Raw genomic sequence first — 20,869 nt, 5'->3', positions numbered from 1 at the left:
GTGTCGACCCTCACCCCACCCACGGTCACCCGCGAAGCCCCCGCTTCGCGGGTGGCCGGGGGCCCCTCCCCCAAGCGGCTGCGCCTCCTGATGCGCACCCGCCCCTGGCTGCTGCTCGCGCCGGCGCTCCTCATCCTCGCCGTGCTCCTCCTCTGGCCGCTCATCCGCGTCGTCCTGTTCTCCCTGCAGGACTACGGCCTGCGCGAGATCGTCAGCGGCGACACCAACTTCAACGGCGGCGCGAACTACGCCGAGGTCTTCGCCGACCCGACCCTCTGGACCGTCGTCCTCCCGAACACCGTCTTCTTCGCCGCGGCAGCCGTCATCGGCACGGTCGTCCTCGGCACCCTCGTCGCCCTGCTCATGGCGAACCTCGGCTCCTTCTGGCGCACCATCGTCGGCAGCGCCATCATGGTCGCCTGGGCGATGCCCGCCGTCACCGGCACCTACGTGTGGGTCTGGATCTTCGACGCCGACCGCGGCATCGTCAACCAGACACTCATGGGGCTCGGGCTCATGGACGAGCCCTTCAACTGGTTCACGAACCAGTTCACGTTCTACGGCATCGCGCTCCTGAACGTGATCCACCACGGCTTCCCGTTCGTGGCCATCACCGTCCTCGCCGGCTTGCTCGGCGTGTCCAAGGAGATGCTGGAAGCCGCCGAGATGGACGGGGCGGGCGCGTTCCGCCGCTTCTTCCAGATCACCTTCCCGTCGCTGCGCCAGGTGTTCTCGGTCGTGATCATCCTGTCGACCATCTGGGACTTCAAGGTGTTCGCGCAGATCTACCTCATGCCGGGTGGGTCCGGCTCGAACCGCGAGGTGTTGAACCTCGGCGTGTGGTCGTACGTGGAGTCCTTCGGGCAGAACCGCTACGGCTTCGGCTCCGCGATCGCGGTGCTGTTGACGCTCGTCCTGCTCGGCATCACTATCGTCTACATCCGCGCCCTCATGAAGGAGGACGAACTGTGACCACCCACGCTCCCGCCCCCACCGCCGCCCGTGGACAGACTGCGGGACCGGGCACCGACCGGTCCGCCAAGCCGCAGGTCCCGATGCACCGGAAGGCGAGCGGTCGGAAGATCCGCTCGAACACCGTCAAGGCGATCCTCGTCACCCTCCTGCTCGTGTTCACGCTGTTCCCCGCGTACTGGATGCTGTCGAGCGCGTTCGACGCACAGGCGTCGAGTGGCGGCCAGTCCTTCTTCCCGAAGGAGCTGTCGTTCACGAACTTCGAGTCGGTGCTGACCGACGGCGGGTTCGCGGTCTTCCTCCGCAACTCCGCGATCGTCGCCGGCGCGACGGTGCTCATCTCCGCCGCCGTCGCGCTGCTGGCGTCGGTCGCGGTCGCCCGCTTCCGGTTCAAGTTCCGCACCGCGGTGCTGCTCATGATCCTCGTCGTGCAGATGGTGCCGCTCGAGGCGCTCGTGATCCCGCTGTTCGTGCAGATCCGCGATCTGCAGCTGCTCAACACGCTGCTCGGGCTCATCATCGTGTACGTCGCGCTCGCGCTGCCGTTCGGCATCTGGATGCTGCGCGGCTTCGTCGCCGCGGTGCCGGTGGAGCTCGAAGAGGCGGCGTTCCTCGACGGCGCCAGCTGGTGGCGGATGTTCCGCTCGATCATGCTCCCGCTCGTGGCCCCCGGCCTCGTCGCGACGAGCGTGTTCAGCTTCATCACGGCCTGGAACGAGTTCATCTTCGCGATGACGCTGCTCGGCGGCTCGACGGAGAACTACACGGTCGCCATCGGCCTCAAGCAGTTCTTCGGCCTGAACTCCAACGACTGGGGCTCGGTCATGGCGGCGTCGACCATCATCACGATCCCGGTCATGATCTTCTTCATCCTCGTGCAGCGCCGCCTCTCCGGCGGTTTGGTGTCCGGAGCGGTGAAGGGATGATCGACCCCGACGTCGCGCGGCTCGTCCGGGGCGTCCTCTGGCCGGGCTTCCTCGGCCGGACCGCCCCGGACTGGCTGCTGCGCGAGCTGGACGGCGGCCTCGCGGGCGTCGTGTACTTCGGGCAGAACCTCTCCTCGGACCCCGCGGAGGTCGCGGCGCTGTCGGCCGAACTCCGCGACCACCGGCCCGAGGTCCTCATCGGCGTCGACGAGGAGGGCGGCAACGTCTCGCGCCTCGAGGCGCAGACGGGCTCGACCCTGCCCGGGCATGCGCAGCTCGGTGCACTCGACGACGTCGAGACGACGCGCGCGGTGGGTGCGGCACTCGCCGAGCGGCTCCAGGCCGCCGGCGCGAACGTCGCCCTCGCGCCCGTCGCCGACGTCAACACCAACCCCGCGAACCCGGTGATCGGGGTGCGCTCGTTCGGCCCCACCGCCGACCTCGTCTCCCGCCACGTCGCCGCGATGGTCGACGGCCTGCAGGCCGGTGGGGTCGCCGCTTGCGTCAAGCACTACCCCGGCCACGGCGACACGGCGAGCGACTCGCACCTGGATCTGCCCCGCATCGACCTGGACCTGGCGGAGCTCGAAGCCGAGCACCTGCCACCGTTCGACGCGGCGATCGCCGCCGGCGTCGCGAGTGTGATGACCGCCCACATCGTTGTCCCGGCGTTCGGTGACGCCCCGGCGACGCTCAACCCGATCCCCCTCCGTCGGCTGCGCGAGAGCGGCTTCGACGGCGTCATCATCTCCGATGCGCTCGACATGGCCGCCATCCGGTCCACCACCGGCTCAGGACGCGGGGCGGTCCTCGCCCTCGAGGCCGGGGTCGACCTGCTCTGCATCGGCAACCCGTCCAACCTCGGGCCGAAGCAGGGCGCGACGACCGACGAGGACGACTACCTCGAGGTGTTCGAGGCGGTCTGCGCCGCCATCGCCGACGGCGAGCTCGATCGAGCGATCGTCGAGCGCGCGGCCGCCCGGGTGGCGTGGCTCGCACGGTCCGTCAGCCCTTCGACCGACTCAGGGACCGGGGAATCAGTCCCCGAGCCCTCCGCGGTCCCTGAGCTTGTCGAAGGGCGCTTCTCCGACGCCATCCGCCGGGTCGTCCGCGTCCGGGGCGAAGTCGCGATCGACGCGTCGGCGATCACCCTCGTCGACCTCCGCGACCGACCGACGTTCGCCGTCGCCTCGGCCCACGATCCGTTCGCCGAGTCGCTCGCCGAACGGTTCGACGTCACCCGGCTCGCTGTCGGCCCGAGCCTCCGGACACCGGGCCCAGACGCCGAGGCCCCCGCCTCCGACGAGCTGACCCTGCTGCTCGAGACGATCCCCGCCGACGACGGGGTCGTCCTCCTCGCGGACCGCCTCGGCGACGACACCCCGCAGCGGCTCGCGGTGGACCGCGTCGCGCTGGTCCGCCCGGACGCCGTCGTCGTGAGCGTCGGACTGCCGCTCGACGAGCACGCCGACCTCCCCCTGCCGGTGATCGACACGCTCGCGGCCTCCCGAGCCTCCGCCGACCGAGTCACCGAACTCCTCGCCGCGGCCTCCACCGCGGCACCGACGCACCATCTGCACGACCAGCACCACCGGAACGGATCATGAACCACCTCGCAGCACCCGTCCTCGCCATCGATCTCGGGAAGACCTCCTGCCGCGCCCGTATCACGAGCGGATCCGGCGACGAGCTGACCGTCCTCGCGGAGGCCCGCGGCCACGGGGCACCGGGCCTCGCCGACCACGAGGGTGCGGAGCTGTCCGCCCGCGCGGTCCTCGAGACGGTCGCTCACCTGCCGGCCGACCTCCTCGCCGAGGTGCAGCACGTCGGGATCGGCGCCGCCGGGGTGGAGGCGGCACCGCACGAGGTCGCCGCGTTCACCGCCGAACTGCGTCTGGCGCTCGGAGCGACGATCGCCGTCGTCAACGACGCCCTGGCAGCCCACGCCGGTGCGTTCGCCGGCGGTCCCGGCACGGTGCTCATCGCCGGCACCGGATCCGTCGTGTTCGACGTCGACGCCGACGGCTCCGTGAAGCAGATCGACGGTTGGGGTCCCTGGCTCGGAGACGAGGGCAGCGGTCGGTGGATCGGGCAGCAGGGCCTCGAGGCGTGCATGCGTGCCTTCGACGGCCGCGGCCCCACCACCGCCATGCTCGCCGACGCCGAGGCGCTCATCGGGTCGATCCCCGCGCTCCCCCGCTGGGTCTCCAGCACCGGAGCACCGGCCCGCCAACTCGGCACCTTCGCGCCCACGGTCATCACGCGCGCCGAGGAGGGCGACGCCGTCGCTGCGGACATCGTCGACGCCGCCTGCGCCCATCTCGCCGTGAGCGCCGCCGCTGCCGGCAGGGGCGCCGTGTGCGTCGTCGGCGGAATCGCCTCCCACCCCTACGTCGCCGCACATCTCGCGACGGCCATGCACGAGGTCGGCGTCGACCTCGTCGCACCCCGCGGTGACGCGCTCGACGGAGCCAGACTCGTCGCACTCGACACCGCGATCTCCTACGACGGAAGGGTCGTGCGCGACGATGTCCACGCAGCCTGAGAGCGCCTCGACCGGGGCCCCTGAACCCGAGCGGGACCGCATCCGCGCGGAGCTCGCCACGCTCTCGACGGAGCAGGTGAACGAGCGACACCCCGACCTCGACGCCCTCTCCACGCGGGAACTCGTCGCCGCGATGAACGAGGACAACCGTTCCGTCCCCGACGCCATCGCGGCCGTCGAACCCGAGATCGCCGAGGCCGTCGAAGTGATCGTCGAGCGCCTCCGCAGGGGCGGACGACTCGTCTACCAGGGCGCCGGGACCGCCGGACGGATGGGCATCCTCGACGCGAGTGAGGCCCCACCCACGTTCGGGACCGACCCCGGCCTCATCGTCGGACTCATCGCGGGTGGTCCGGGCGCCATCCAGCAGGCGGTGGAGAACGCCGAGGACCGCGACGATCTCGGTCGGGCGGATCTGGAGTCGCTGTCGATCACCGCGGACGACGCCGTCGTGGGTGTCTCCGCATCCGGTCGCACGCCCTACGTCCTGGGCGCCCTCGAGTACGCGCGCTCGATCGGTGCGATCACCATCGGCCTGTCGTGCAACGCCGGCTCCCCGCTCGCCCGGGACGCGGACATCGGCATCGAGGCGGTCGTCGGTCCGGAGCTCCTCACCGGATCGACCCGACTGAAGGCGGGGACGGCGCAGAAGCTCGTGCTCAACATGCTGTCGACGATCACGATGGTGCGGCTCGGGAAGACGTATCGGAACCTCATGGTCGACCTCCTCACCACGAACGAGAAGCTCCGGGCGCGGGCGGAACGCACGGTCATGCTGGCGACCGACGTCGACGCCGCCACGGCCGCGAAGACGCTCGCATCCGTGGACGGCTGGGTGAAGGCCGCTATCCTCGTCCTCGTGACCGGCATCGCCGCAGATGAAGCAGTCGCCCGCCTCCGCGGTGGCGACGGCTCCCTCAGCGCGGCCATCGCAGCGCACGCCGTCGACGACCCGACGGGGGCCGCACCGGATGTCCACTGACGCGCTGCTCGTGCTCCGCCAGGCGATCCCTCGTCTGAGCGCCGCCGAGACGCGCGTCGCCGAGACCATCATCGGCACCCCCTCGCTCGTGGTCGAGTTGACCATCACCGAACTCGCGAAGGCCTGCGGCACCTCGCAGGCGACCGTCGCGCGGTTCTGCCAGACCATCGGGTACACCGGCTACCGGGAGTTCCGGGTTGCCGTCGCGACCTCCACGAGTCGCGAGCAGGCGGAGCGTGACCGGTTCGAGGTCGACGACGCCGACATCGACCCGGACGACTCGGTGGAGACGGTCGTCGCGAAGGTCGCGTACCAGGAGGTGCAGGCGATCGAGCTCACCGCCCGCTCGCTCGACCGCGACGCCCTGGACGCGGTCGTCGACGCCCTCCTCGTCGCCCCACGGATCGACATCATCGGCTTCGGGTCCTCGAACCTCACGGCGCAGGACCTCCACCAGAAGCTCTACCGGATCGGCATGCCGGCCAACACCTTCGTCGACGCCCACCTCGCGCTGCCGTCGGCCGCCCTCCTCGAGCCCGGTGGGGTCGCCATCGGCATCTCGCACTCCGGGCTCACGGTCGAGACCGAGCAGGCGATGCAGCTCGCGCGGGCCGCCGGCGCGACGACCGTGTGCATCACGAACTTCCCCGACTCCCCCATCGCCAGCCGGTGCGACCTCGTCCTCGCGACGCAGGCGAGGGAGAGCCGATACCGCTCGGGTGCGATGTCGTCGCGCATCGCCCAGCTCGCGCTCGTCGACCTGCTCTTCATCCGCGTCGCCCAGCGTCGCTACGACGCCGCGGCGGAGTCGCTCCGCGTCACCTACGAGTCGATCCAAGATCACCGCATCGACACCTGAGGGTTGAGATCAGGGCAGCAGCGGCACGCCCGTGTGCTCGGCGAGGGCGAGCAGCAGCTCGTCCTGGAACGCCTCGTCGTGGACCGCGCGGTGCGGCTCCTCGCGTCGCTGATGGTGCCAGTAGCCGGAGGTGTCGGCGCCACGCCCTTCGGCGAGCGCCACCTGGGTCCGGTGACCGAGTTCCAGGTCGTCGGGTGCGTTCGGGCCGCCCATCCGTGTCGGCACCCACCCCGGGTCGACCGCGTTGCTGAACACCCCGGGACGCACTCGCGCGATGGCCGCCGCGAGGACGGTGACGAGGAGTTTGCTGTCGGAGTAGCTCGCCGTCCTCGTGGTACCCGACCAGTCGAGACCGTCGAGCGTCGCGGTACCGCCGCGGTGCATGCTGCTGCTGAGGAACACGAGTCGCCGCGCGGGGACGAGGGCGCTCAGCAGGTAGGGCGCGACCACGTTGACCGGCAGGACGGCCGGTCCGTCGAGGACGCCGGCGTTGTGGATGATCGCGTCCACGGGTCCGGCGGCGGCGACCTGCTCCGCGAGCTCATGGACGCCGTCGAGGGTGGCGAGGTCACCGGTGACGAGGTGCGCGGAGGGCTCGTCGAACAGCCGGACACCGTCGGCGCGGGCGAGGCTCCGTACGTGGACGAGCACCTCGTGCCCGTGCTCGACCAGCTCGGTCGCGGCGCCGAACCCCAGCCCGACGGCGGCACCGGTCACCAGGATGCGCGGCATCAGCGACTCCCTGCCCGTCCGGCCTCGCTGGTGTCGGGCTGATTCGTGACCGCCGTGTCGTCCCGCTGCTCAGCCTCCCGCTGGGACGCCGCCCAGTTCGCGAGCAACTGCAGTCGCTCGGCGGACGGCGAGCCGGGCTCCGCCGTGTAGACGAGCACCACGTGACCGGGGTCGGCCGTGATCGCGAGCTCCTCGTAGGCGAAGGTCATCTCGCCGACGATCGGGTGGTTGAACCGCTTCGTTCCCGTGCCGTGTGTGCGCACGTTGTGCGCTCCCCAGAGTGTGCGGAAGGCGTCGCTCCGGGTCGACAGCTCTCCGACGAGGTCGTGCAGTCCCTTGTCGTGCGGGTCCCGTCCGGCCTCGGCACGCATGACCGAGACGCACATCTCGGCGAAGACGTCCCAGTCGGGGTAGAAGTCCCGGGAGGCCGGGTCGAGGAACTGGAACCGCGCGAGGTTCGGCGTGCGCCCGCCGTCGCCGATGACGGGCGAGTAGAACGCGCGCCCGAGCTCGTTGGTCGCGAGCAGGTCCTGGTGGGTGTTGCGGACGAAGGCGATGCCGTCGGTGATCGCGTCGAGCATCCAGTGCAGGCTCGGCCGGGTCGCGGGGTTCTTGGCCGCCCGGCGACGCGGCCGACCGGAGAGCGGGACACCGTCGGCCGCGCGGGCGAGGTCGAACAGGTGGGTGCGTTCCGCCTCGTCGAGCTGGAGCGCCCGGGCGATGGCGTCGAGGACGGTCGACGACGCTCCGGCGATGGCCCCGCGCTCCAGCTTCGCGTAGTACTCGACACTGACCCCGGCGAGCGCCGCCACCTCGGATCGCCGCAGCCCGGCCACCCGCCGGTTGGCGCCCGCGGTGAGGCCGGCGAGTTCCGGGGTCAGCCGTGCCCGACGCGTCATGAGGAACTCGCGTACGTCTGCTCGATCGTCCATGCCTCCGACGATACGTCGTCGAGGCGAGCCGACAGGTGCCCTCTCGGTACACCGCTCAGGCGGGACTCCCTCCCGCGTCGCGCGGGGCGTTGACTGGTCGCCTGCACCACCCGACAGAAGGAGCACACATGCGCGCAGTCGTCATGCACTCGCCCGGCGACGTCCGGGTCGAGGACCGACCGGACCCCACCATCGTCGACCCGACCGACGCCGTCATCCGGCTCACGGCGACCTGCATCTGCGGGTCCGACCTGTGGCCGTACCGCGGGGTCGAGCCCGTCGACCACACGAACATGGGGCACGAGTACGTCGGTGTCGTCGAGCAGGTCGGCGAGGACGGGCGGACGATCGCCGTCGGCGACTTCGTCGTGGGCTCCTTCGTGACCTCCGACAACACCTGCGAGATCTGTCAGGCGGGGTACCAGTCGAAGTGCGTGCACGCCGAGTTCGTGTCGGTCGCCGCGGGCACGCAGGCGCAGCTCGCCCGCATCCCCCACGCCGACGGCACGCTCGTGGCGACGCCGGGGCAGCCGGACGCGGAGCTCATCCCCTCGCTGCTCGCCGCGTCCGACGTGCTCGGCACGGGCTGGTTCGCCGCGGTCGCCGCCGAGGTGGGGCCGGGGAAGACGGTCGTGGTCGTCGGTGACGGGGCCGTCGGGCTCATGGGCGTCCTCGCGGCCCGGGAGCTCGGGGCGGAACGCATCATCGCGATGTCGCGTCACGCCGACCGGCAGGCGCTCGCCCGTGAGTTCGGCGCGACCGACATCGTCGAGGAGCGCGGTGCGGCGGGGGTCGCACGGATCAAGGAGCTGACCGGCGGTCTCGGCGCGCACAGCGTCATCGAGGCGGTCGGCACCGAGGAGTCCATGCTGCAGGCGATCCGCTCCACTCGCGGTGGCGGCCACGTCGGCTTCGTCGGCGTCGCCCACGAGGGTGTCTCGTTGCCGCTCGACGAGCTCTTCTTCGCCGAGGTGCACCTGCACGGTGGGCCGGCGCCGGTGCGACGGTTCCTCCCCGAGCTCATCCGGATGATCTGGGAGCGGAGGATCGACCCGGGGAAGGTCTTCGACCTCACGCTGCCGCTCGAGGACGCGGCCGAGGGGTACCGGGCCATGGACGAGCGCCGTGCGATCAAGGTGCTGCTGACGCTGTGAGCCCCGCGGCACCGACCACCTCGACGATGGACGCGCCGGTCGGGGCGTCGACCCTCCCGGCAGCCGAAACGCCGACCCGGATGCCCTGGTTCGCACTGGCGGCCCTCGCCGCGATGGGGTTCGCCCTCGTGGCCGCGGAGACGATGCCGGCCGGACTCCTTCCGGTCATCGCCCGGGATCTCGACACGAGCGAGGGCCTGATCGGTCAGTTCATCAGCGTGTGGGCGCTCGGGACCGTGCTCGTGACGATCCCGGCAATCGCCCTCACCCGTGGCATGCGCCGCAAGCCACTCCTCCTCGGCGCGATCGTCGGGCTCATCCTCGCGAACACCGTGACCGCCGTCGCGGGAGACGTCGTCGTCGCGCTCGTGTCCCGCTTCGTCGCCGGTGCGTTCTGCGGGGTGATCTGGGGCATGCTCGCCGCCTACGGGCGCCGCATCAGCCCGCCCGACCGTGGCGGCCTCGCACTGTCGATCGTGTCGGTCGGAGCGCCCGCCGGGCTGGCGCTCGGGACACCGCTCGGCGCCTGGCTGGGCACCGCGTTCGACTGGCGCTGGGCGTTCGGAGGACTCACGGCGCTCGCGCTCGTCGTGCTCGTGTCCGTCGCAGTGTTCGTACCCGATGCGGCAGGGCAGCCTCGCTCGGCACGGCTCCCGCTTCGACGGGTGCTCGTCCTGCCCGGTGTCGCGGTCGTCCTGGCGGTGATCGTCGTCTGGATGCTGGCGCACAACACCGTCTACACCTACATCTCGTCGTTCCTTCGGGCCTCGGGCACGGGACTCGGAGCCGACTTCGTACTGCTCGTCTACGGTGTCGCGTCCATCGCGGGCATCGGTCTCACGGCGGCGCTCATCGACCGGGCTCCGCGCGCGCTGCTCCACGGGAGCGTCGCGATGTTCGTCGCAGCGGGCTCGCTGCTCCTGCTCGGCCACGCCTCGATCGTCGCCGTCCTCATTGCGACTGTCCTGTGGGGGCTGGCGTTCGGCGGCTCCTCCGCCCAGCTGCAGTCAGCGCTCACCCGATCGGGACGCGAGCACTCGGACGTCACGAACTCCTTCCTGCCCGTCGCGTTCAACCTCGCGATCTTCGCCGGCGGTGTCCTCGGGGCGCTCCTCCTCGGCTCCTTCGACGGGCTGATCCTCCCGGTGGTCATGATCACCCTCGGACTCGCTGCGCTACTGCTCACGATCGTGGGACGCCGTTCGGCCTTCGCCGCCGGGTGACGACGAGGCCGGATGGCCCTGAGCGACCGCGGATTGATCGTGACATGCGCGACGTTGAGAGGACGGTGTCCTCCGGCGCCTAGACTCCCGCGCATGGGCTATGTCGGAAGCGATCTCTGGGAGCTGCGGCAGCTCGTGGGGCATCGGCTCCTCGCGCTCCCGGGTGCGCAGGTGCTCGTGCTGGACGGCGAGGGGAACGCACTCTTCCAGCGGCGGGTCGACACCGGCCTGTGGGAGATCCCGGCCGGTAGTTGCGAGCCCGGAAGCAGCTTCGCGCAGACCGCAGTCAAGGAACTCGTCGAAGAGACCGGCCTGACGGTGGACGAGCGCGACCTGGAGCCGTTCGCCTGTCTCTCAGCCGCCGAGCACCACGTCCTCGACTACCCGAACAGCGATCGAGTCCATGCGTTCGCGATGTGCTTCGTCGCGCGCACGTGGACTGGTTCGCTGCGCGCCGAGGCGGACGAGGTCGTCGAGTTCCGCTGCGCTCCGCTCATTGCCCCGCCCACCCCGATGCACGGTCCTACCGTGGAGGTCCTGCGCCTGTTCGACGCCTACGCCGCGTCGGGAGCATTCCAGGCGGGATGACGCCGCGCTCCACGAGAGCGCAGTAGATGTCGCCTCAGACGGCGGATGAGCGCCGGTTGTGCGATCTCGGCGAGCGGGCCAGTCGAGGGAGGAAGACCGCGAGCCCGAGGAGGGCGACGCCGAGCCACGGGGCCACGGCACGGATGGCGGGGACCACCGGGCCGTCCTCGTACCAAGCGAGCGGGAAGCTGAGATTGGTGTTGCCCGCGGCATGCAGCGCGGCGAAGTCGAAGAGGACGACCCATTCCTGTGGATGCTTCACTCCATCGGTGTAGTCGGGTGCGATCGCAAGGACCGAGGGTTCGTCCGTGGTGACCGTCTCACCGGCAGCGGTGACCTCGCCCCGGTTGATCTGCGTATCGGTGTACTCAGGCAGCCCGGCGCTCAGCGGAACGTACATGCGCCATTCATCGGTCAGTGAGGCTTCACGCTCGTTCAGGTCCTCCGCACCATCCCGCCCGCTCACCGTCGCGATGAACCGTGCAGGAAGGTCGTCGGACAGGATGAGCTCGGACGGCTCGACGACCGGCACGCGGTCCGGGACACGGGAGCGAGTGTCGACGTCGATGAGCGTGAAGGTCCGATCACCACGCGAGTACGACCCGAAGCGACCGACCGGGCCCTGGAATCGTTCGAGCTCGACCTCGGTTCCGTCCGCGGTGGTCACGGTGATGCGGTCGGGCGCGCTGAACGCCGGCCCGTCAGCCGGCACGACCGGGAGGGTGAGCCCTGCCGCACTGGTGAACGCGAGCACCGCCAGCACGCCGCAGAGGAACCGGATGACGACGAGCTGATGGCGACGAAAGGTCTCCCGGCGGCCCCCGTCCGCCGCCGCGGCCTGTTTCTGAACCCGCTGGTCGCCCATAGATATCCCGTCCCCGTCCGACACCCTAGCGAACCCCGGGCGGTGAGGGACCGTTCCGCCGGATCCCGAGGAGGGTCAGCGCTCGCGCTCGCTCAGCCGGGCCGGATACGCTGGCGGGCGGGGCGAGACGACCGCTCGACCCACGAGGGGATGCCGGATGCTGACTGACGCACTCACCATCGTGCTGGCGGTCGTGTCGGCGCTGCTCCTCGGATTCGCCGCGCGGCGGGTGCTCGACGCCCCGGTCGGATGGCCACGCAGCATCCTGGTCGGGCTCGTCGTGTTCGTCACCGGCCCACCGTTCGTGAACTGGCTGCTGCAACAGACCGGCCTGGTCCAGCCCGGTGAGTCCGGAGATGCTCGGGCGGCCTTCGCGGCGATCGCCGTCGCCCTCCTCGCGATCGGCTGGATCTTCGCGCTCGGGCTCGGTGTCCTCGTGGCCATCGAGGTCATCATCCCGACCCGGCCGCTGATGAACCCGATCGACGTCGTCCGCTCGGCGATCAAACGACGGCGACGGACGAGACGATACCTGCAGATCCTCGCCATCGCGTCACGGCACGGCGCGGGCTGGCTCGTGCACGGCCGATCCCGCGTCCAGCTCGAACTCACCACGAGTGAGCAGCGCGCCAACGCGATCATCGCCACGATCAACGACTCCGGCGTCACCTTCGTGAAGCTCGGACAGGTGCTCTCGACGAGACGCGACCTGGTGCCCGAGCCGTACCTCAGCGCCCTCGCGTCGCTGCAGTCCGAAGCGACCACGCTGCCCTGGCACGAGGTCCAGGTCGTCATCGAGACGGAACTCGGTGCTCCCATCGACACCGTGTTCACGTCGATCGACTCCGAGCCGCTCGCCGCGGCGTCCGTCGCCCAGGTGCACACCGCCGAGCTGCTCGACGGCACCCCCGTGGTCGTGAAGGTCCAGCGACCGGCCGCCCGGGTGCAGGTCGAGGCCGACGCCGACATCGTCGTCCGCCTCGCCGAGCGCGCTGAGACGCACACCAAGTTCGGGCAGGACCTCCGCCTCGCCTCCGTCGCGCGGGCCTTCACCTCGACGCTGCTCGAGGAGCTCGACTACCGGATCGAAGCCCGCAACGTGGAGATGATCCGCAGCACCTTGAAGCGCCGCGAGGAGCGCGACGAGGGCGTCCGGATCACGGTGCCACGCGTCTACCCGGCGGCCTCCGGTGCCCGCCTGCTCACCATGGACCTTGTGGACGGCTTGCCGCTCAGTCGAGCGCGGGAGCGCATCGCGACCATCCCCAAAGAGGAACGCGAGACCCTCGCCACCGGCCTCATGGAGGTCGTGCTCGAACAGATCCTCGTGCACGGCGTCTTCCACGCCGACCTCCACCCGGGCAACGTCATCCTCCGCGAGGACGGATCGCTCGGGCTGATCGACTTCGGAGCCGTCGGCGTCATCGAGCGCAGCCAGCGGCAGCGACTCACCGCGGTGATGCTCGCGACCGTCAGCGAGGACGACATCGCGGCGACCGACGCCCTCCTCCTCATCGTCGACCTGCCGGAGGACGCCGACCTCGACGCCCTGCGCCACGACGTGGGCATCGTCATCACGACCGAGCGTCACCGTCCGGGCGGCGACGGCTCGATCTTCAGCCGACTCCTCGACGTCATCCGGCAGCACCACATCGCGCTCCCCGGCGACCTCGCCGCCGCGTTCCGCAGTTTCGCGACCCTCGAAGGGTGCCTCAAAGCGCTCGACCCCGAGTTCGACATGTTCGAACAGGCCCTGCCGATGGTCCCGCGTCTCCTCCGCCGCTCGCAGTCCATCCGGCAGACGGCGGTCACCCTGCAGGCGCAGGCCGCCGTCACCGCCGCCCTGGCCCGCAACCTCCCGCGCCGACTCGACTCGCTGCTGTCCGGACTCGAGGACGGGACCGTCGGCGTGACGCTGAAGGGCTTCGCCGACGAACCGGCGAAGGGGCTCGTGGAGGGCGTGACCGCTGAGATCGTCGGAACCCTGATCTCGATCGCCGCCCTGGTGATCGCCGTGGTCCTCGTCGTCACCGGGGCCGGCCCGGTCCTCCCCGGCGGCCTGCGGGTGTTTGACCTCATCGCGGCGTTCATCGGGTTCCTCGGCTTCCTGGGCTTGCTGCGCGTTCTGCGGCAGACCGTCGTCCGTCGGGGTCGGTGACCGGAGCACCCCGCTGTTCACCTGACGGCACTACCGTGATCGGGTGAGCGATCCCCGACTGCAGAGACGCCTCGGCACGAGCGCCGCGGTGTTCATCGGCCTGGGCTCGATGATGGGCGCCGGGGTCTTCGCGGTGTTCCAGCCGGCCGCGCAGGTCGCCGGCGCGGGACTCCTCATCGGGCTCGTCATCGCCGCGGTCGTCGCCTGCTGCAACGCGATGTCCTCCGCGCAGCTCGCCGCGCAACTCCCCTCGGCCGGCGGCACCTACCTCTACGGCCGCGAACTCATCGGGCCATGGTGGGGCTTCGCCGCCGGATGGAGCTTCGTGGTGGGCAAGACGGCGAGCGCCGCAGCCATGGCGGTCGCCTTCGCCGCGTACGCTGCACCGGCCGAGTGGAGCCGTCCGGTCGCCGCGCTCGCGGTCGCCCTCGTGGTCGTGACCAACTGCCTGGGGGTCACCCGCACGGCGACCGCGACCCGGGTGATCGTGGTGGCCGTCCTGCTGGTCCTCGCCGTGGTCGTCGGTTCAGGCGTCGTCGGGCCGGACGCCGGTTCGACGGGACTCGCGTCGCTCGGGTTCGAGGCGAGCCCGATCGCCGTGCTGCAGTCCGCGGGGCTGCTGTTCTTCGCCTTCGCCGGGTACGCGCGGATCGCGACCCTCGGCGAGGAGGTCCGCGATCCGGCCAAGACGATCCCGCGCGCCATCGGGATCGCGTTCGCCGTCGCCGTGGTCGTCTACGCGGCCGTCGCGGTCGTGTCGCTGCTCACGCTCGGCGCGGACGGCCTCGCAGCCAGTGCGCGACCCCTGGCCGCGGTGGTGGAGGCGAACGGCTGGCAGTGGGCTGCGTCACTGGTGCGACTCGGTGCCGCGGCAGCCTGTCTGGGGGCACTGCTCGCGGTGTTCGCGGGCATCGGACGCACCGCCTTCGCGATGGCGAGGACCGGCGACCTGCCACGAGCGCTCGACGCGGTGCACCCGCGCTTCGCGACCCCGTACCGCGCGGAGCTGCTCGTCGGCGTGGTCGTCATCGTGCTCGTCCTGCTCGTCGACCTCCGGAGCGCGATCGGGTTCTCCTCGTTCGGCGTGCTGCTCTACTACGTGGTCGCCAACGTCGCGGCGTTCCGCCAGACGCGCGAGCACCGACGGTACCCGCGCGCAGTCAGTGTGTTCGGCGCCGTCGGTTGCGTCGTCCTCATGTTCACGCTGCCGCCGACGTCGGTCATCGTGGGCACGGTGGTCGTGCTCCTCGGCTTCGCCGGGCGGGCGGTGCTGGCACCTCGACAAGCTCGGTGACCGGCCCCCGGTCCCTGAGCTTGTCGAAGGGCCGACCGGCTACAGCTGCGCGGAGAGGCGGAAGATGTTCTCGACGGCCAGCTCGGCGGCGATCGCGTCGCCGGCCTCGACCGCCTCGCGGAGCGCCGGGTAGCCCTGCTCCTTGGCAGCCCAGTCGGTGTTCTCCTCGGTGCGGGTCGCGGAGGACCGGTAGGTGAGGCCGTCGATGATGTCCTTCGTCGCCGCGACGAGCGTGGCGTTCGGGCACGCGGCGATGAACGCGTCGAAGAGCTCCCAGCTGAGTCGCCCGTGTTCGGCCATGTCGCGCTGCTCGACGACCACGATCACCTGGTTGATCGCGCGGACGAGCGCCTTCTTCTGCGTGGCGCCGAGACCGGGGACGGTGACGCGGACGACACCGCCGAGCATCGCGCCCAGCGTCTGCATGACCTCGGTGCGCTGTGCCGGGTCGGGCAGGGCGACGCGGGTGTACCGCTGTGCGGCCATCTCGATGAGGCCGACGCGGGCGAGGTCGTTGAGGGCCTCGCGGATCGGCGTGCGGGAGATCCCGAGCCAGGACTGGAGTTCGCCGTCGTTGAGGTGCTCACCGGGCTCGAGGGTGCCGTCGAAGATGGCCGTGCGGATGCGTTCGACCGCGACCTCGCGGAGTGAACGACGCTCGACGGGCGGGTTGGCTGAGGGCACGGGCATGCGGGATCTCCTTCGTCGGCGAATGCTATGCCATCAGCGTACCGAATATCAGCGGATCCACCCGGGGTTGACGCGAGATTCGACGACACCTGACGGGCTGGGTCACCGCGCGGTCACCGCGGGGTCGTCCGCCCGCAACCGCGCATTCATCCGGTCTCCGTACCGTGATCGGCTGCCGAGCGTCGCGATTCGCTCGGCGGTGCGGGCGATGCCCGCACCTCGGAAGAACACTGGAGATCTGCGTGAATGACATCACCGGCGCGACTGACACGCGCCACCGCTCGCAACACCGCGCGACGCGACTCGCCGGCGGCACCCTCGGAGCGCTCGTGCTCCTCGCGGGCGTCGGCACCACCGCCGCCGCACCGGCGCAGGCGGCCTCGTACCCCGACACCTTCCTCGACACCGCGTCGACCGTCTGGAGCTACTCCGACGACGCGAGCGACCCGGCCGCCGGTTCCGCCGACCGCCTGGTCTGGACGCAGGGTGGCTTCGACGACAGCGCCTGGAAGACCGCGAACGGCAGCTTCGGCGCGAAGAACGGTCGCGCGACCGGCATCGGCCCGTACACCGCGAAGACCCTGCTCAACCAGTACATCGACGGCAGCGCGGCACCCGATGTGCCGACGTACCACTTCCGTTCCGACTTCGAGCTGACCGGCGAGCAGCTCGACGGACTCGACAGCCTCCAGGGCAGCATCGTGTACGACGACGCCGTGCAGGTCTTCGTGAACGGCACCAAGGTCGCCGGCTTCGTCGACGAGCAGGTCGAGGCGGCGCCGGAGGCGTCACGCAACCAGATGTACGCCGGCGCCAGCAACGGCGATCCGCTCACCTCCACGTTCACCGTCCCGGTGAGCGCACTCGTCGCCGGCGAGAACACCGTCGCGGTCGCGCTCTACCAGGACCGGGCCACGAGCTCGGACATCTACTTCGACCTGACCTCGCTCGCCCCGGTCGCCGCTGACGAACCCGTCTCCATCTCCGACGTCGTCCTCACGATCGGCGCCGATGAGAGCGAACGCGGCATCACCTGGTACAGCGACCGCGATGTGGCCCAGGTCGCCCAGGTCGCACCGGCGTCCGCGATGACCGGTGACGCCTTCCCCGAGGCGTCGGCGGTGAACGTGCCGGGTGTCGGCGGCGTCACGACGAGTGGTGAGTTCAACCGCTTCGCGACGATCACGGGCCTCGCCGAGAGCACCGGTTACGTCTATCGGGTCGGCAGTGACGACAACGGATGGTCGGAGGTCTCGACGTTCACGACCAAGTCCTTCTCCGGTGACTACGACTTCCTCTTCGTCGGGGACCCGCAGATCGGTGCCTCCGGGAACGTCGCGAACGACCAGGCCGGCTGGGCCGACACCCTGGACGTCGCACAGGCCGCCTACCCCGATGCGGAACTGCTGTTCTCAGCGGGTGACCAGGTCGAGCGCGCCGGTAATGAGGACCACTACAACGCCTTCCTCGCCCCCGAGCAGCTCCGCACCATGCCGCTCGTGCCCGTCAACGGCAACCACGACGTCGGCTCGAAGGCTTACGAGCAGCACTACAACGTGCCGAACCTGGACCCCACCGCCGGCGCGGCGACCTCCGGTACCTCCTCGGGCGGCGACTACTGGTTCTCCTACAAGGACGTCCTGTTCATGGTGATCAACTCGAACAGCAGCGACTACGACGCGCACGCCGCGTTCCTCGAGCAGGTCGTCGCCGAGCAGGGTGCGACCGCGAAGTGGAAGGTGCTCGCGTTCCACCACTCGATCTACTCGGTGGCGGCGCACACGAACGACACGCAGATCGTGGACATGCGGGCGAAGCTGCCGTCGATCATCTCCGACCTCGGCGTCGACCTCGTCCTCCAGGGACACGACCACAGCTACACGCGCAGCTACCTCATCAAGGACGGCGAGCTCGCGAACCCCGACGAGACCGCCGCACAGGGCACGGTCACGGCCGGGGCCGGCGAGGTCCTCTACGTCACTGCCAACTCCGCGAGCGGGTCGAAGTACTACGACGTGAAGGCGCCCGACGCCTGGTTCGCCTCGGTGATCAACCAGGAGTACACACGCAACTACTCGAACATCCGGGTGACCGACGACTCCATCACGATCACGACGCTCCGGAGCGAGGCCAACGGTGCCGCTCGGGCGGCGGTGAACAGCGTCGTGGACGAGGTCACGCTGCAGCGCGAGGACACCGTCGCACCGCAACTGGTGTTGCCGGAGACCGAGACCACGGTGGAGCAGGGCGCCGCGTTCGACGCGCTCGCCGGCGTCACGGCGACGGATACGCGCGACGGCGACCTGACCGCGGCGATCACCGTCTCTGGATCGGTCGACACGACGAGGCCGGGTGCCTACGCCCTGAGCTACGCGGTGTCCGACGCCGCCGGCAACACGGCGACGGCGACCCGCTCGGTCACGGTCACCGCTGCCCCCGCCGTTCCCGGCACACCGGGCGCCGGCAACGGGACGGGTGCGGGATCCCCGGTGCCGGTCGCGTCCGGCTCCGACCCGCTCGCGAACACGGGCGCGGAGATCGGCGGGATCGTCGCGATCGCGTTCATGCTCCTGTTGGGCGGCGCGCTGACGCTGCTGCAGCGTCGCGCCCGCGCACGTCGGGAGGGCTGAGGCCACCGCGCAGGCGTCCTCGTCGTCCTTGCTCGACCGGGGCCGGACGACGGGGACGCCCGCGTTCCCGTCGTCCGGCCCCGGTCGGACCTCCCCACCCCTCACCCCGTGATCGGATCCTGTATGCCACTGTTCCGTGCATCCGACCGGCGAACGGCCGGTTCCCTCTCGGCGGTCACCGCCGCAGTCGCGCTCACCATCGCCCTCACCGCGTGCACGGCTCCAGCCGCGAGCGACGTCACGGCGGCGGTGGCGAACGCGACCGGCACGCCCACGGCGCCGGTCGGCCCGAACGGGGTCACGCAGCCGGTGCCGGGAGCGTCGAGCACGCCCGACCCGACGACGTGGTCGACCGCGGTCGCGCCGGCCGGATTCACCGTCGTGATCGTGACCGCCGTGGCCCCTGGCACCGACCCCGAGCTCGACGCCGCGGTCGACGCGGTCCGCTCACGTGCGACTTCGGCCACGGTTCGCACGGCGACGGTGTCGCCCGGTGCGTCCGGTTCCGGCGATCCCTTCGCGGAGGTGCTGGCCGGCTCGCCCGATCTCGTCGTCGTCCTCGGCCCCGAGCTGCTCGATGCGGCCGACCGTTCCTCGGCGTCGAACCTCGGGCGACAGTTCCTCATCGTCGGTGCGCAGCTGCCCGAACCGACGGCGAACGTCACCGCGGTGGTCTGGCCCGGTGCATCCGCTCGGCGGGCAGACGAACCCCGGACGGTGCCGAACGGCATGCCCGAGGTGGCGCAGCGGGCGGGCGACGCCTTCCAGGCGGGCCTCGCCGCGCTCCTCGAGGACGCGACGGGCGGCGTACTCGTCCTGTCGTGAGGCCTCGTCAGCTCGATGGTCCGGCTGGTCGACGGACCCGCCTCCACTGCGCGGTGGGTACGGCGCGGTCCGGCTAGTCCTGCGGGATGAGCGGGACGATGTCGCGGCTCGGCGGCACGACCTCGCCACTCTTGCTGCCGCCGATGACCTTGCCCTCCGGGCGGTCGTAGACGAGGTCGAACTCGGTCTCATCAGTACGCACCCAGGCGCCGATCCAGCCGGTCGCCGTCTCACCGGCCGGTGTCGCCTGGAGGAGCGAGTAGCCGGCGGACGCCATCGGGGCCTTCAGCGCTTCGGGCGTTCCGAGGCCGAGCGTCACGTAGTCGAGGTTGACGGCGCGGGTGGTGACGGACACCCGGTAGGGGAAGACGCTGCCGCCGTACTCGTCGCCGGCTTCGAGTCGGACCTGGACGAGCATCGGACGCAGGCCGTCGGTGGTGCCGGCAGGCGCCGGGAAGTCGTCGACGATCGCGAGGGCGGTCACCTTCGTGCCGTCGACGTCGTCGGTGAGCGTCTGCTCCTGGAGCGGCGTGCTCGGCGGCTGCGACACCGACGGCGTCGGCGAGGCGGACGATCGGCCTGCGTCCGACGAGGAGCCGGTGGAGCAACCGGTGAGGGCGATGGCAGCGATCGTGAGAGCCGCGGCCAGGGTCGTTCGACGAGAACTGATGCGCATGACTCAATCCTGTCAGACGTGCCCTGGTGCGATCCGTCGCCGGAGGTCGCTTCCGAACGACACGGTCGGGCTCCGTGGGCGTGCCGGGGCGGCCTTCTCGGAGAACCGGCGACGGGCGCTCGCGCTGCAGCCGCTCAGACGGCGCCGCCGAAGTAGACCTCGACCTCCCGGACAGTGCCGTCGACGACACGGGACGCCTCCAGGTTGCGGTACGTCCTCCCGTGCACGACGTACTCGTAGCGGTGGAGGACGATGCCGTCGGTCTCGACGATCTGGAGCGTCACGCCGGGGGTGTCGAAATGGTCGGCGCTCGGAAAGCAGCGTTCGAGCCAGGCAGCGCGGTCGAGGTGATCGTCCTGCGGGCTCGTGAAGACGAAGTCCGTGTGCATGAGCGCCTCGGCGGCAGGTCGATCCTGCTCGCGGAACGCCCGCATGAACGCCAGAACCGTGTCGATCGCCGATGAACGCATGCGGTGATCCTACGCGCGGGCCTGGCGCTGCGGTCGGGGAAGGTGTCCGCGTGGGGCCCTTCGACACATTCAGGGACCGGCTGCCGGCGTTTCACTCCCTGAGTCGGTCGCGGGGCCCGCTTGAACCTCCCCCCACCGCTCCTCGACAGGCTCGGCGACCGTGTCACGGCCGGTCCCTGAGCCTGTCGAAGGGCACCCCGAGCAAGCATCAACTGCCGGATAAATGCCCAGATCAGTGGCTGATTCGGTGCGGGTTCGAATGTCGGTGGTCCGTGTTTGGATGGACCCATGACCAGCACCGCACCGAACCCGCTCGCCGCCGCCGCGGCCGGGTTCGATGCCGTGTGG

19 protein-coding genes are annotated in these 20,869 nt (G+C 70.7%); 13 read left to right on the top strand and 6 right to left on the bottom strand.

Translation table 11 applies throughout. From position 1 onward, the window contains the following. From ITJ62_RS12550 to ITJ62_RS12525, 6 genes are all read left to right on the top strand, one after another. On the top strand, nucleotides 1-972 hold the full coding sequence (locus tag ITJ62_RS12550) for a carbohydrate ABC transporter permease (protein WP_370282131.1): 972 nt from the start codon (nucleotides 1-3) through the stop codon (nucleotides 970-972). An 83-nt stretch (nucleotides 973-1,055) separates the two neighbouring features. Continuing rightward, a complete protein-coding gene (locus tag ITJ62_RS12545) occupies nucleotides 1,056-1,898 on the top strand; it encodes a carbohydrate ABC transporter permease (protein WP_079706980.1) in 843 nt (280 codons plus the stop codon). Beyond that, nucleotides 1,895-3,505: a glycoside hydrolase family 3 protein gene (locus ITJ62_RS12540; protein ID WP_194602643.1), complete on the top strand. Its 1,611-nt coding sequence runs from the start codon at nucleotides 1,895-1,897 to the stop codon at nucleotides 3,503-3,505. The genes ITJ62_RS12545 and ITJ62_RS12540 overlap by 4 nt, the downstream gene beginning before the upstream one ends. Continuing rightward, nucleotides 3,502-4,443 (top strand): N-acetylglucosamine kinase, encoded by a 942-nt coding sequence (locus ITJ62_RS12535; protein WP_194602640.1) that lies wholly within the window; start codon nucleotides 3,502-3,504, stop codon nucleotides 4,441-4,443. Before ITJ62_RS12540 ends, ITJ62_RS12535 begins: the two co-directional genes overlap by 4 nt. Then, entirely contained in the window at nucleotides 4,427-5,425 is a 999-nt protein-coding gene (murQ, locus tag ITJ62_RS12530; RefSeq protein WP_194602637.1) for an N-acetylmuramic acid 6-phosphate etherase, read from the top strand. Before ITJ62_RS12535 ends, murQ begins: the two co-directional genes overlap by 17 nt. Beyond that, nucleotides 5,415-6,284: a MurR/RpiR family transcriptional regulator gene (locus ITJ62_RS12525; RefSeq protein ID WP_194602634.1), complete on the top strand. Its 870-nt coding sequence runs from the start codon at nucleotides 5,415-5,417 to the stop codon at nucleotides 6,282-6,284. The genes murQ and ITJ62_RS12525 overlap by 11 nt, the downstream gene beginning before the upstream one ends. 9 nt (nucleotides 6,285-6,293) lie before the next feature. On the opposite strand, the gene ITJ62_RS12520 is transcribed toward ITJ62_RS12525, so the two are convergent. Together ITJ62_RS12520 and ITJ62_RS12515 are read right to left on the bottom strand one after the other, a co-directional pair. Beyond that, nucleotides 6,294-7,016 (bottom strand): SDR family NAD(P)-dependent oxidoreductase, encoded by a 723-nt coding sequence (locus tag ITJ62_RS12520; protein WP_194602632.1) that lies wholly within the window; start codon nucleotides 7,014-7,016, stop codon nucleotides 6,294-6,296. Continuing rightward, nucleotides 7,016-7,948: a helix-turn-helix domain-containing protein gene (locus ITJ62_RS12515; protein ID WP_194602629.1), complete on the bottom strand. Its 933-nt coding sequence runs from the start codon at nucleotides 7,946-7,948 to the stop codon at nucleotides 7,016-7,018. Before ITJ62_RS12515 ends, ITJ62_RS12520 begins: the two co-directional genes overlap by 1 nt. Nucleotides 7,949-8,076: 128 nt before the next feature. On the opposite strand from ITJ62_RS12515, the gene ITJ62_RS12510 reads away from it, so the two are divergent. The 3 genes from ITJ62_RS12510 to ITJ62_RS12500 all read left to right on the top strand — a co-directional run bounded on the left by ITJ62_RS12510 (nucleotide 8,077) and on the right by ITJ62_RS12500 (nucleotide 10,913). Then, complete coding sequence (locus ITJ62_RS12510) at nucleotides 8,077-9,102, top strand: zinc-dependent alcohol dehydrogenase family protein (RefSeq protein WP_194602626.1); 1,026 nt, start codon at nucleotides 8,077-8,079, stop codon at nucleotides 9,100-9,102. A gap of 80 nt (nucleotides 9,103-9,182) precedes the next feature. Beyond that, nucleotides 9,183-10,325: an MFS transporter gene (locus ITJ62_RS12505; RefSeq protein WP_228498468.1), complete on the top strand. Its 1,143-nt coding sequence runs from the start codon at nucleotides 9,183-9,185 to the stop codon at nucleotides 10,323-10,325. A 93-nt stretch (nucleotides 10,326-10,418) separates the two neighbouring features. Beyond that, nucleotides 10,419-10,913: an NUDIX domain-containing protein gene (locus ITJ62_RS12500; protein WP_194602624.1), complete on the top strand. Its 495-nt coding sequence runs from the start codon at nucleotides 10,419-10,421 to the stop codon at nucleotides 10,911-10,913. 34 nt (nucleotides 10,914-10,947) lie between these two features. On the opposite strand, the gene ITJ62_RS12495 is transcribed toward ITJ62_RS12500, so the two are convergent. Next, nucleotides 10,948-11,778: a hypothetical protein gene (locus tag ITJ62_RS12495; RefSeq protein WP_194602621.1), complete on the bottom strand. Its 831-nt coding sequence runs from the start codon at nucleotides 11,776-11,778 to the stop codon at nucleotides 10,948-10,950. A gap of 157 nt (nucleotides 11,779-11,935) precedes the next feature. Here ITJ62_RS12495 and ITJ62_RS12490 point away from each other — a divergent pair, with 157 nt between their 5' ends. Further along, entirely contained in the window at nucleotides 11,936-13,936 is a 2,001-nt protein-coding gene (locus ITJ62_RS12490; protein WP_194602619.1) for an AarF/ABC1/UbiB kinase family protein, read from the top strand. 43 nt (nucleotides 13,937-13,979) lie between these two features. Further along, nucleotides 13,980-15,230 carry an amino acid permease gene (locus ITJ62_RS12485; RefSeq protein ID WP_194602617.1) on the top strand — a complete coding sequence of 417 codons (1,251 nt, stop codon included), beginning with the start codon at nucleotides 13,980-13,982 and terminating at the stop codon, nucleotides 15,228-15,230. A 39-nt stretch (nucleotides 15,231-15,269) separates the two neighbouring features. On the opposite strand, the gene ITJ62_RS12480 is transcribed toward ITJ62_RS12485, so the two are convergent. After that, nucleotides 15,270-15,920 (bottom strand): GntR family transcriptional regulator, encoded by a 651-nt coding sequence (locus ITJ62_RS12480; RefSeq protein WP_191942064.1) that lies wholly within the window; start codon nucleotides 15,918-15,920, stop codon nucleotides 15,270-15,272. 242 nt (nucleotides 15,921-16,162) lie between these two features. Between ITJ62_RS12480 and ITJ62_RS12475 the strand changes: the two genes are divergently transcribed. After that, a complete protein-coding gene (locus tag ITJ62_RS12475) occupies nucleotides 16,163-18,550 on the top strand; it encodes an immunoglobulin-like domain-containing protein (RefSeq protein WP_194602614.1) in 2,388 nt (795 codons plus the stop codon). A 123-nt stretch (nucleotides 18,551-18,673) separates the two neighbouring features. Then, nucleotides 18,674-19,375 (top strand): BMP family ABC transporter substrate-binding protein, encoded by a 702-nt coding sequence (locus ITJ62_RS12470; protein ID WP_194602610.1) that lies wholly within the window; start codon nucleotides 18,674-18,676, stop codon nucleotides 19,373-19,375. 73 nt (nucleotides 19,376-19,448) lie between these two features. On the opposite strand, the gene ITJ62_RS12465 is transcribed toward ITJ62_RS12470, so the two are convergent. After that, nucleotides 19,449-20,051, bottom strand: coding sequence for a hypothetical protein (locus ITJ62_RS12465; RefSeq protein WP_194602606.1), 603 nt, complete (start codon nucleotides 20,049-20,051; stop codon nucleotides 19,449-19,451). 134 nt (nucleotides 20,052-20,185) lie between these two features. After that, entirely contained in the window at nucleotides 20,186-20,521 is a 336-nt protein-coding gene (locus ITJ62_RS12460) for a nuclear transport factor 2 family protein (protein WP_194602603.1), read from the bottom strand. Nucleotides 20,522-20,869: the final 348 nt, after the last annotated feature.

The sequence above is a fragment of the Plantibacter sp. VKM Ac-2876 genome (genome assembly GCF_015350715.1).
Taxonomy (GTDB): Bacteria; Actinomycetota; Actinomycetes; order Actinomycetales; family Microbacteriaceae; genus Plantibacter; species Plantibacter auratus.
This window is presented reverse-complemented; position numbering and strand designations above follow the sequence as displayed.

Bases quoted from the DNA above. Each gene is read 5' to 3' on its own strand.
- ITJ62_RS12500 (WP_194602624.1), top strand. From the start codon at position 10,419: ATGGGCTATGTCGGAAGCGATCTCTGGGAGCTGCGGCAGCTCGTGGGG.
- ITJ62_RS12525 (WP_194602634.1), top strand. From the start codon at position 5,415: ATGTCCACTGACGCGCTGCTCGTGCTCCGCCAGGCGATCCCTCGTCTG.
- ITJ62_RS12545 (WP_079706980.1), top strand. From the start codon at position 1,056: ATGCACCGGAAGGCGAGCGGTCGGAAGATCCGCTCGAACACCGTCAAG.
- ITJ62_RS12495 (WP_194602621.1), bottom strand. From the start codon at position 11,778: ATGGGCGACCAGCGGGTTCAGAAACAGGCCGCGGCGGCGGACGGGGGC.
- ITJ62_RS12505 (WP_228498468.1), top strand. From the start codon at position 9,183: ATGCCCTGGTTCGCACTGGCGGCCCTCGCCGCGATGGGGTTCGCCCTC.
- ITJ62_RS12470 (WP_194602610.1), top strand. From the start codon at position 18,674: ATGCCACTGTTCCGTGCATCCGACCGGCGAACGGCCGGTTCCCTCTCG.
- ITJ62_RS12460 (WP_194602603.1), bottom strand. From the start codon at position 20,521: ATGCGTTCATCGGCGATCGACACGGTTCTGGCGTTCATGCGGGCGTTC.
- ITJ62_RS12520 (WP_194602632.1), bottom strand. From the start codon at position 7,016: ATGCCGCGCATCCTGGTGACCGGTGCCGCCGTCGGGCTGGGGTTCGGC.
- ITJ62_RS12490 (WP_194602619.1), top strand. From the start codon at position 11,936: ATGCTGACTGACGCACTCACCATCGTGCTGGCGGTCGTGTCGGCGCTG.
- murQ (WP_194602637.1), top strand. From the start codon at position 4,427: ATGTCCACGCAGCCTGAGAGCGCCTCGACCGGGGCCCCTGAACCCGAG.
- ITJ62_RS12535 (WP_194602640.1), top strand. From the start codon at position 3,502: ATGAACCACCTCGCAGCACCCGTCCTCGCCATCGATCTCGGGAAGACC.
- ITJ62_RS12480 (WP_191942064.1), bottom strand. From the start codon at position 15,920: ATGCCCGTGCCCTCAGCCAACCCGCCCGTCGAGCGTCGTTCACTCCGC.
- ITJ62_RS12540 (WP_194602643.1), top strand. From the start codon at position 1,895: ATGATCGACCCCGACGTCGCGCGGCTCGTCCGGGGCGTCCTCTGGCCG.
- ITJ62_RS12510 (WP_194602626.1), top strand. From the start codon at position 8,077: ATGCGCGCAGTCGTCATGCACTCGCCCGGCGACGTCCGGGTCGAGGAC.
- ITJ62_RS12465 (WP_194602606.1), bottom strand. From the start codon at position 20,051: ATGCGCATCAGTTCTCGTCGAACGACCCTGGCCGCGGCTCTCACGATC.
- ITJ62_RS12515 (WP_194602629.1), bottom strand. From the start codon at position 7,948: ATGGACGATCGAGCAGACGTACGCGAGTTCCTCATGACGCGTCGGGCA.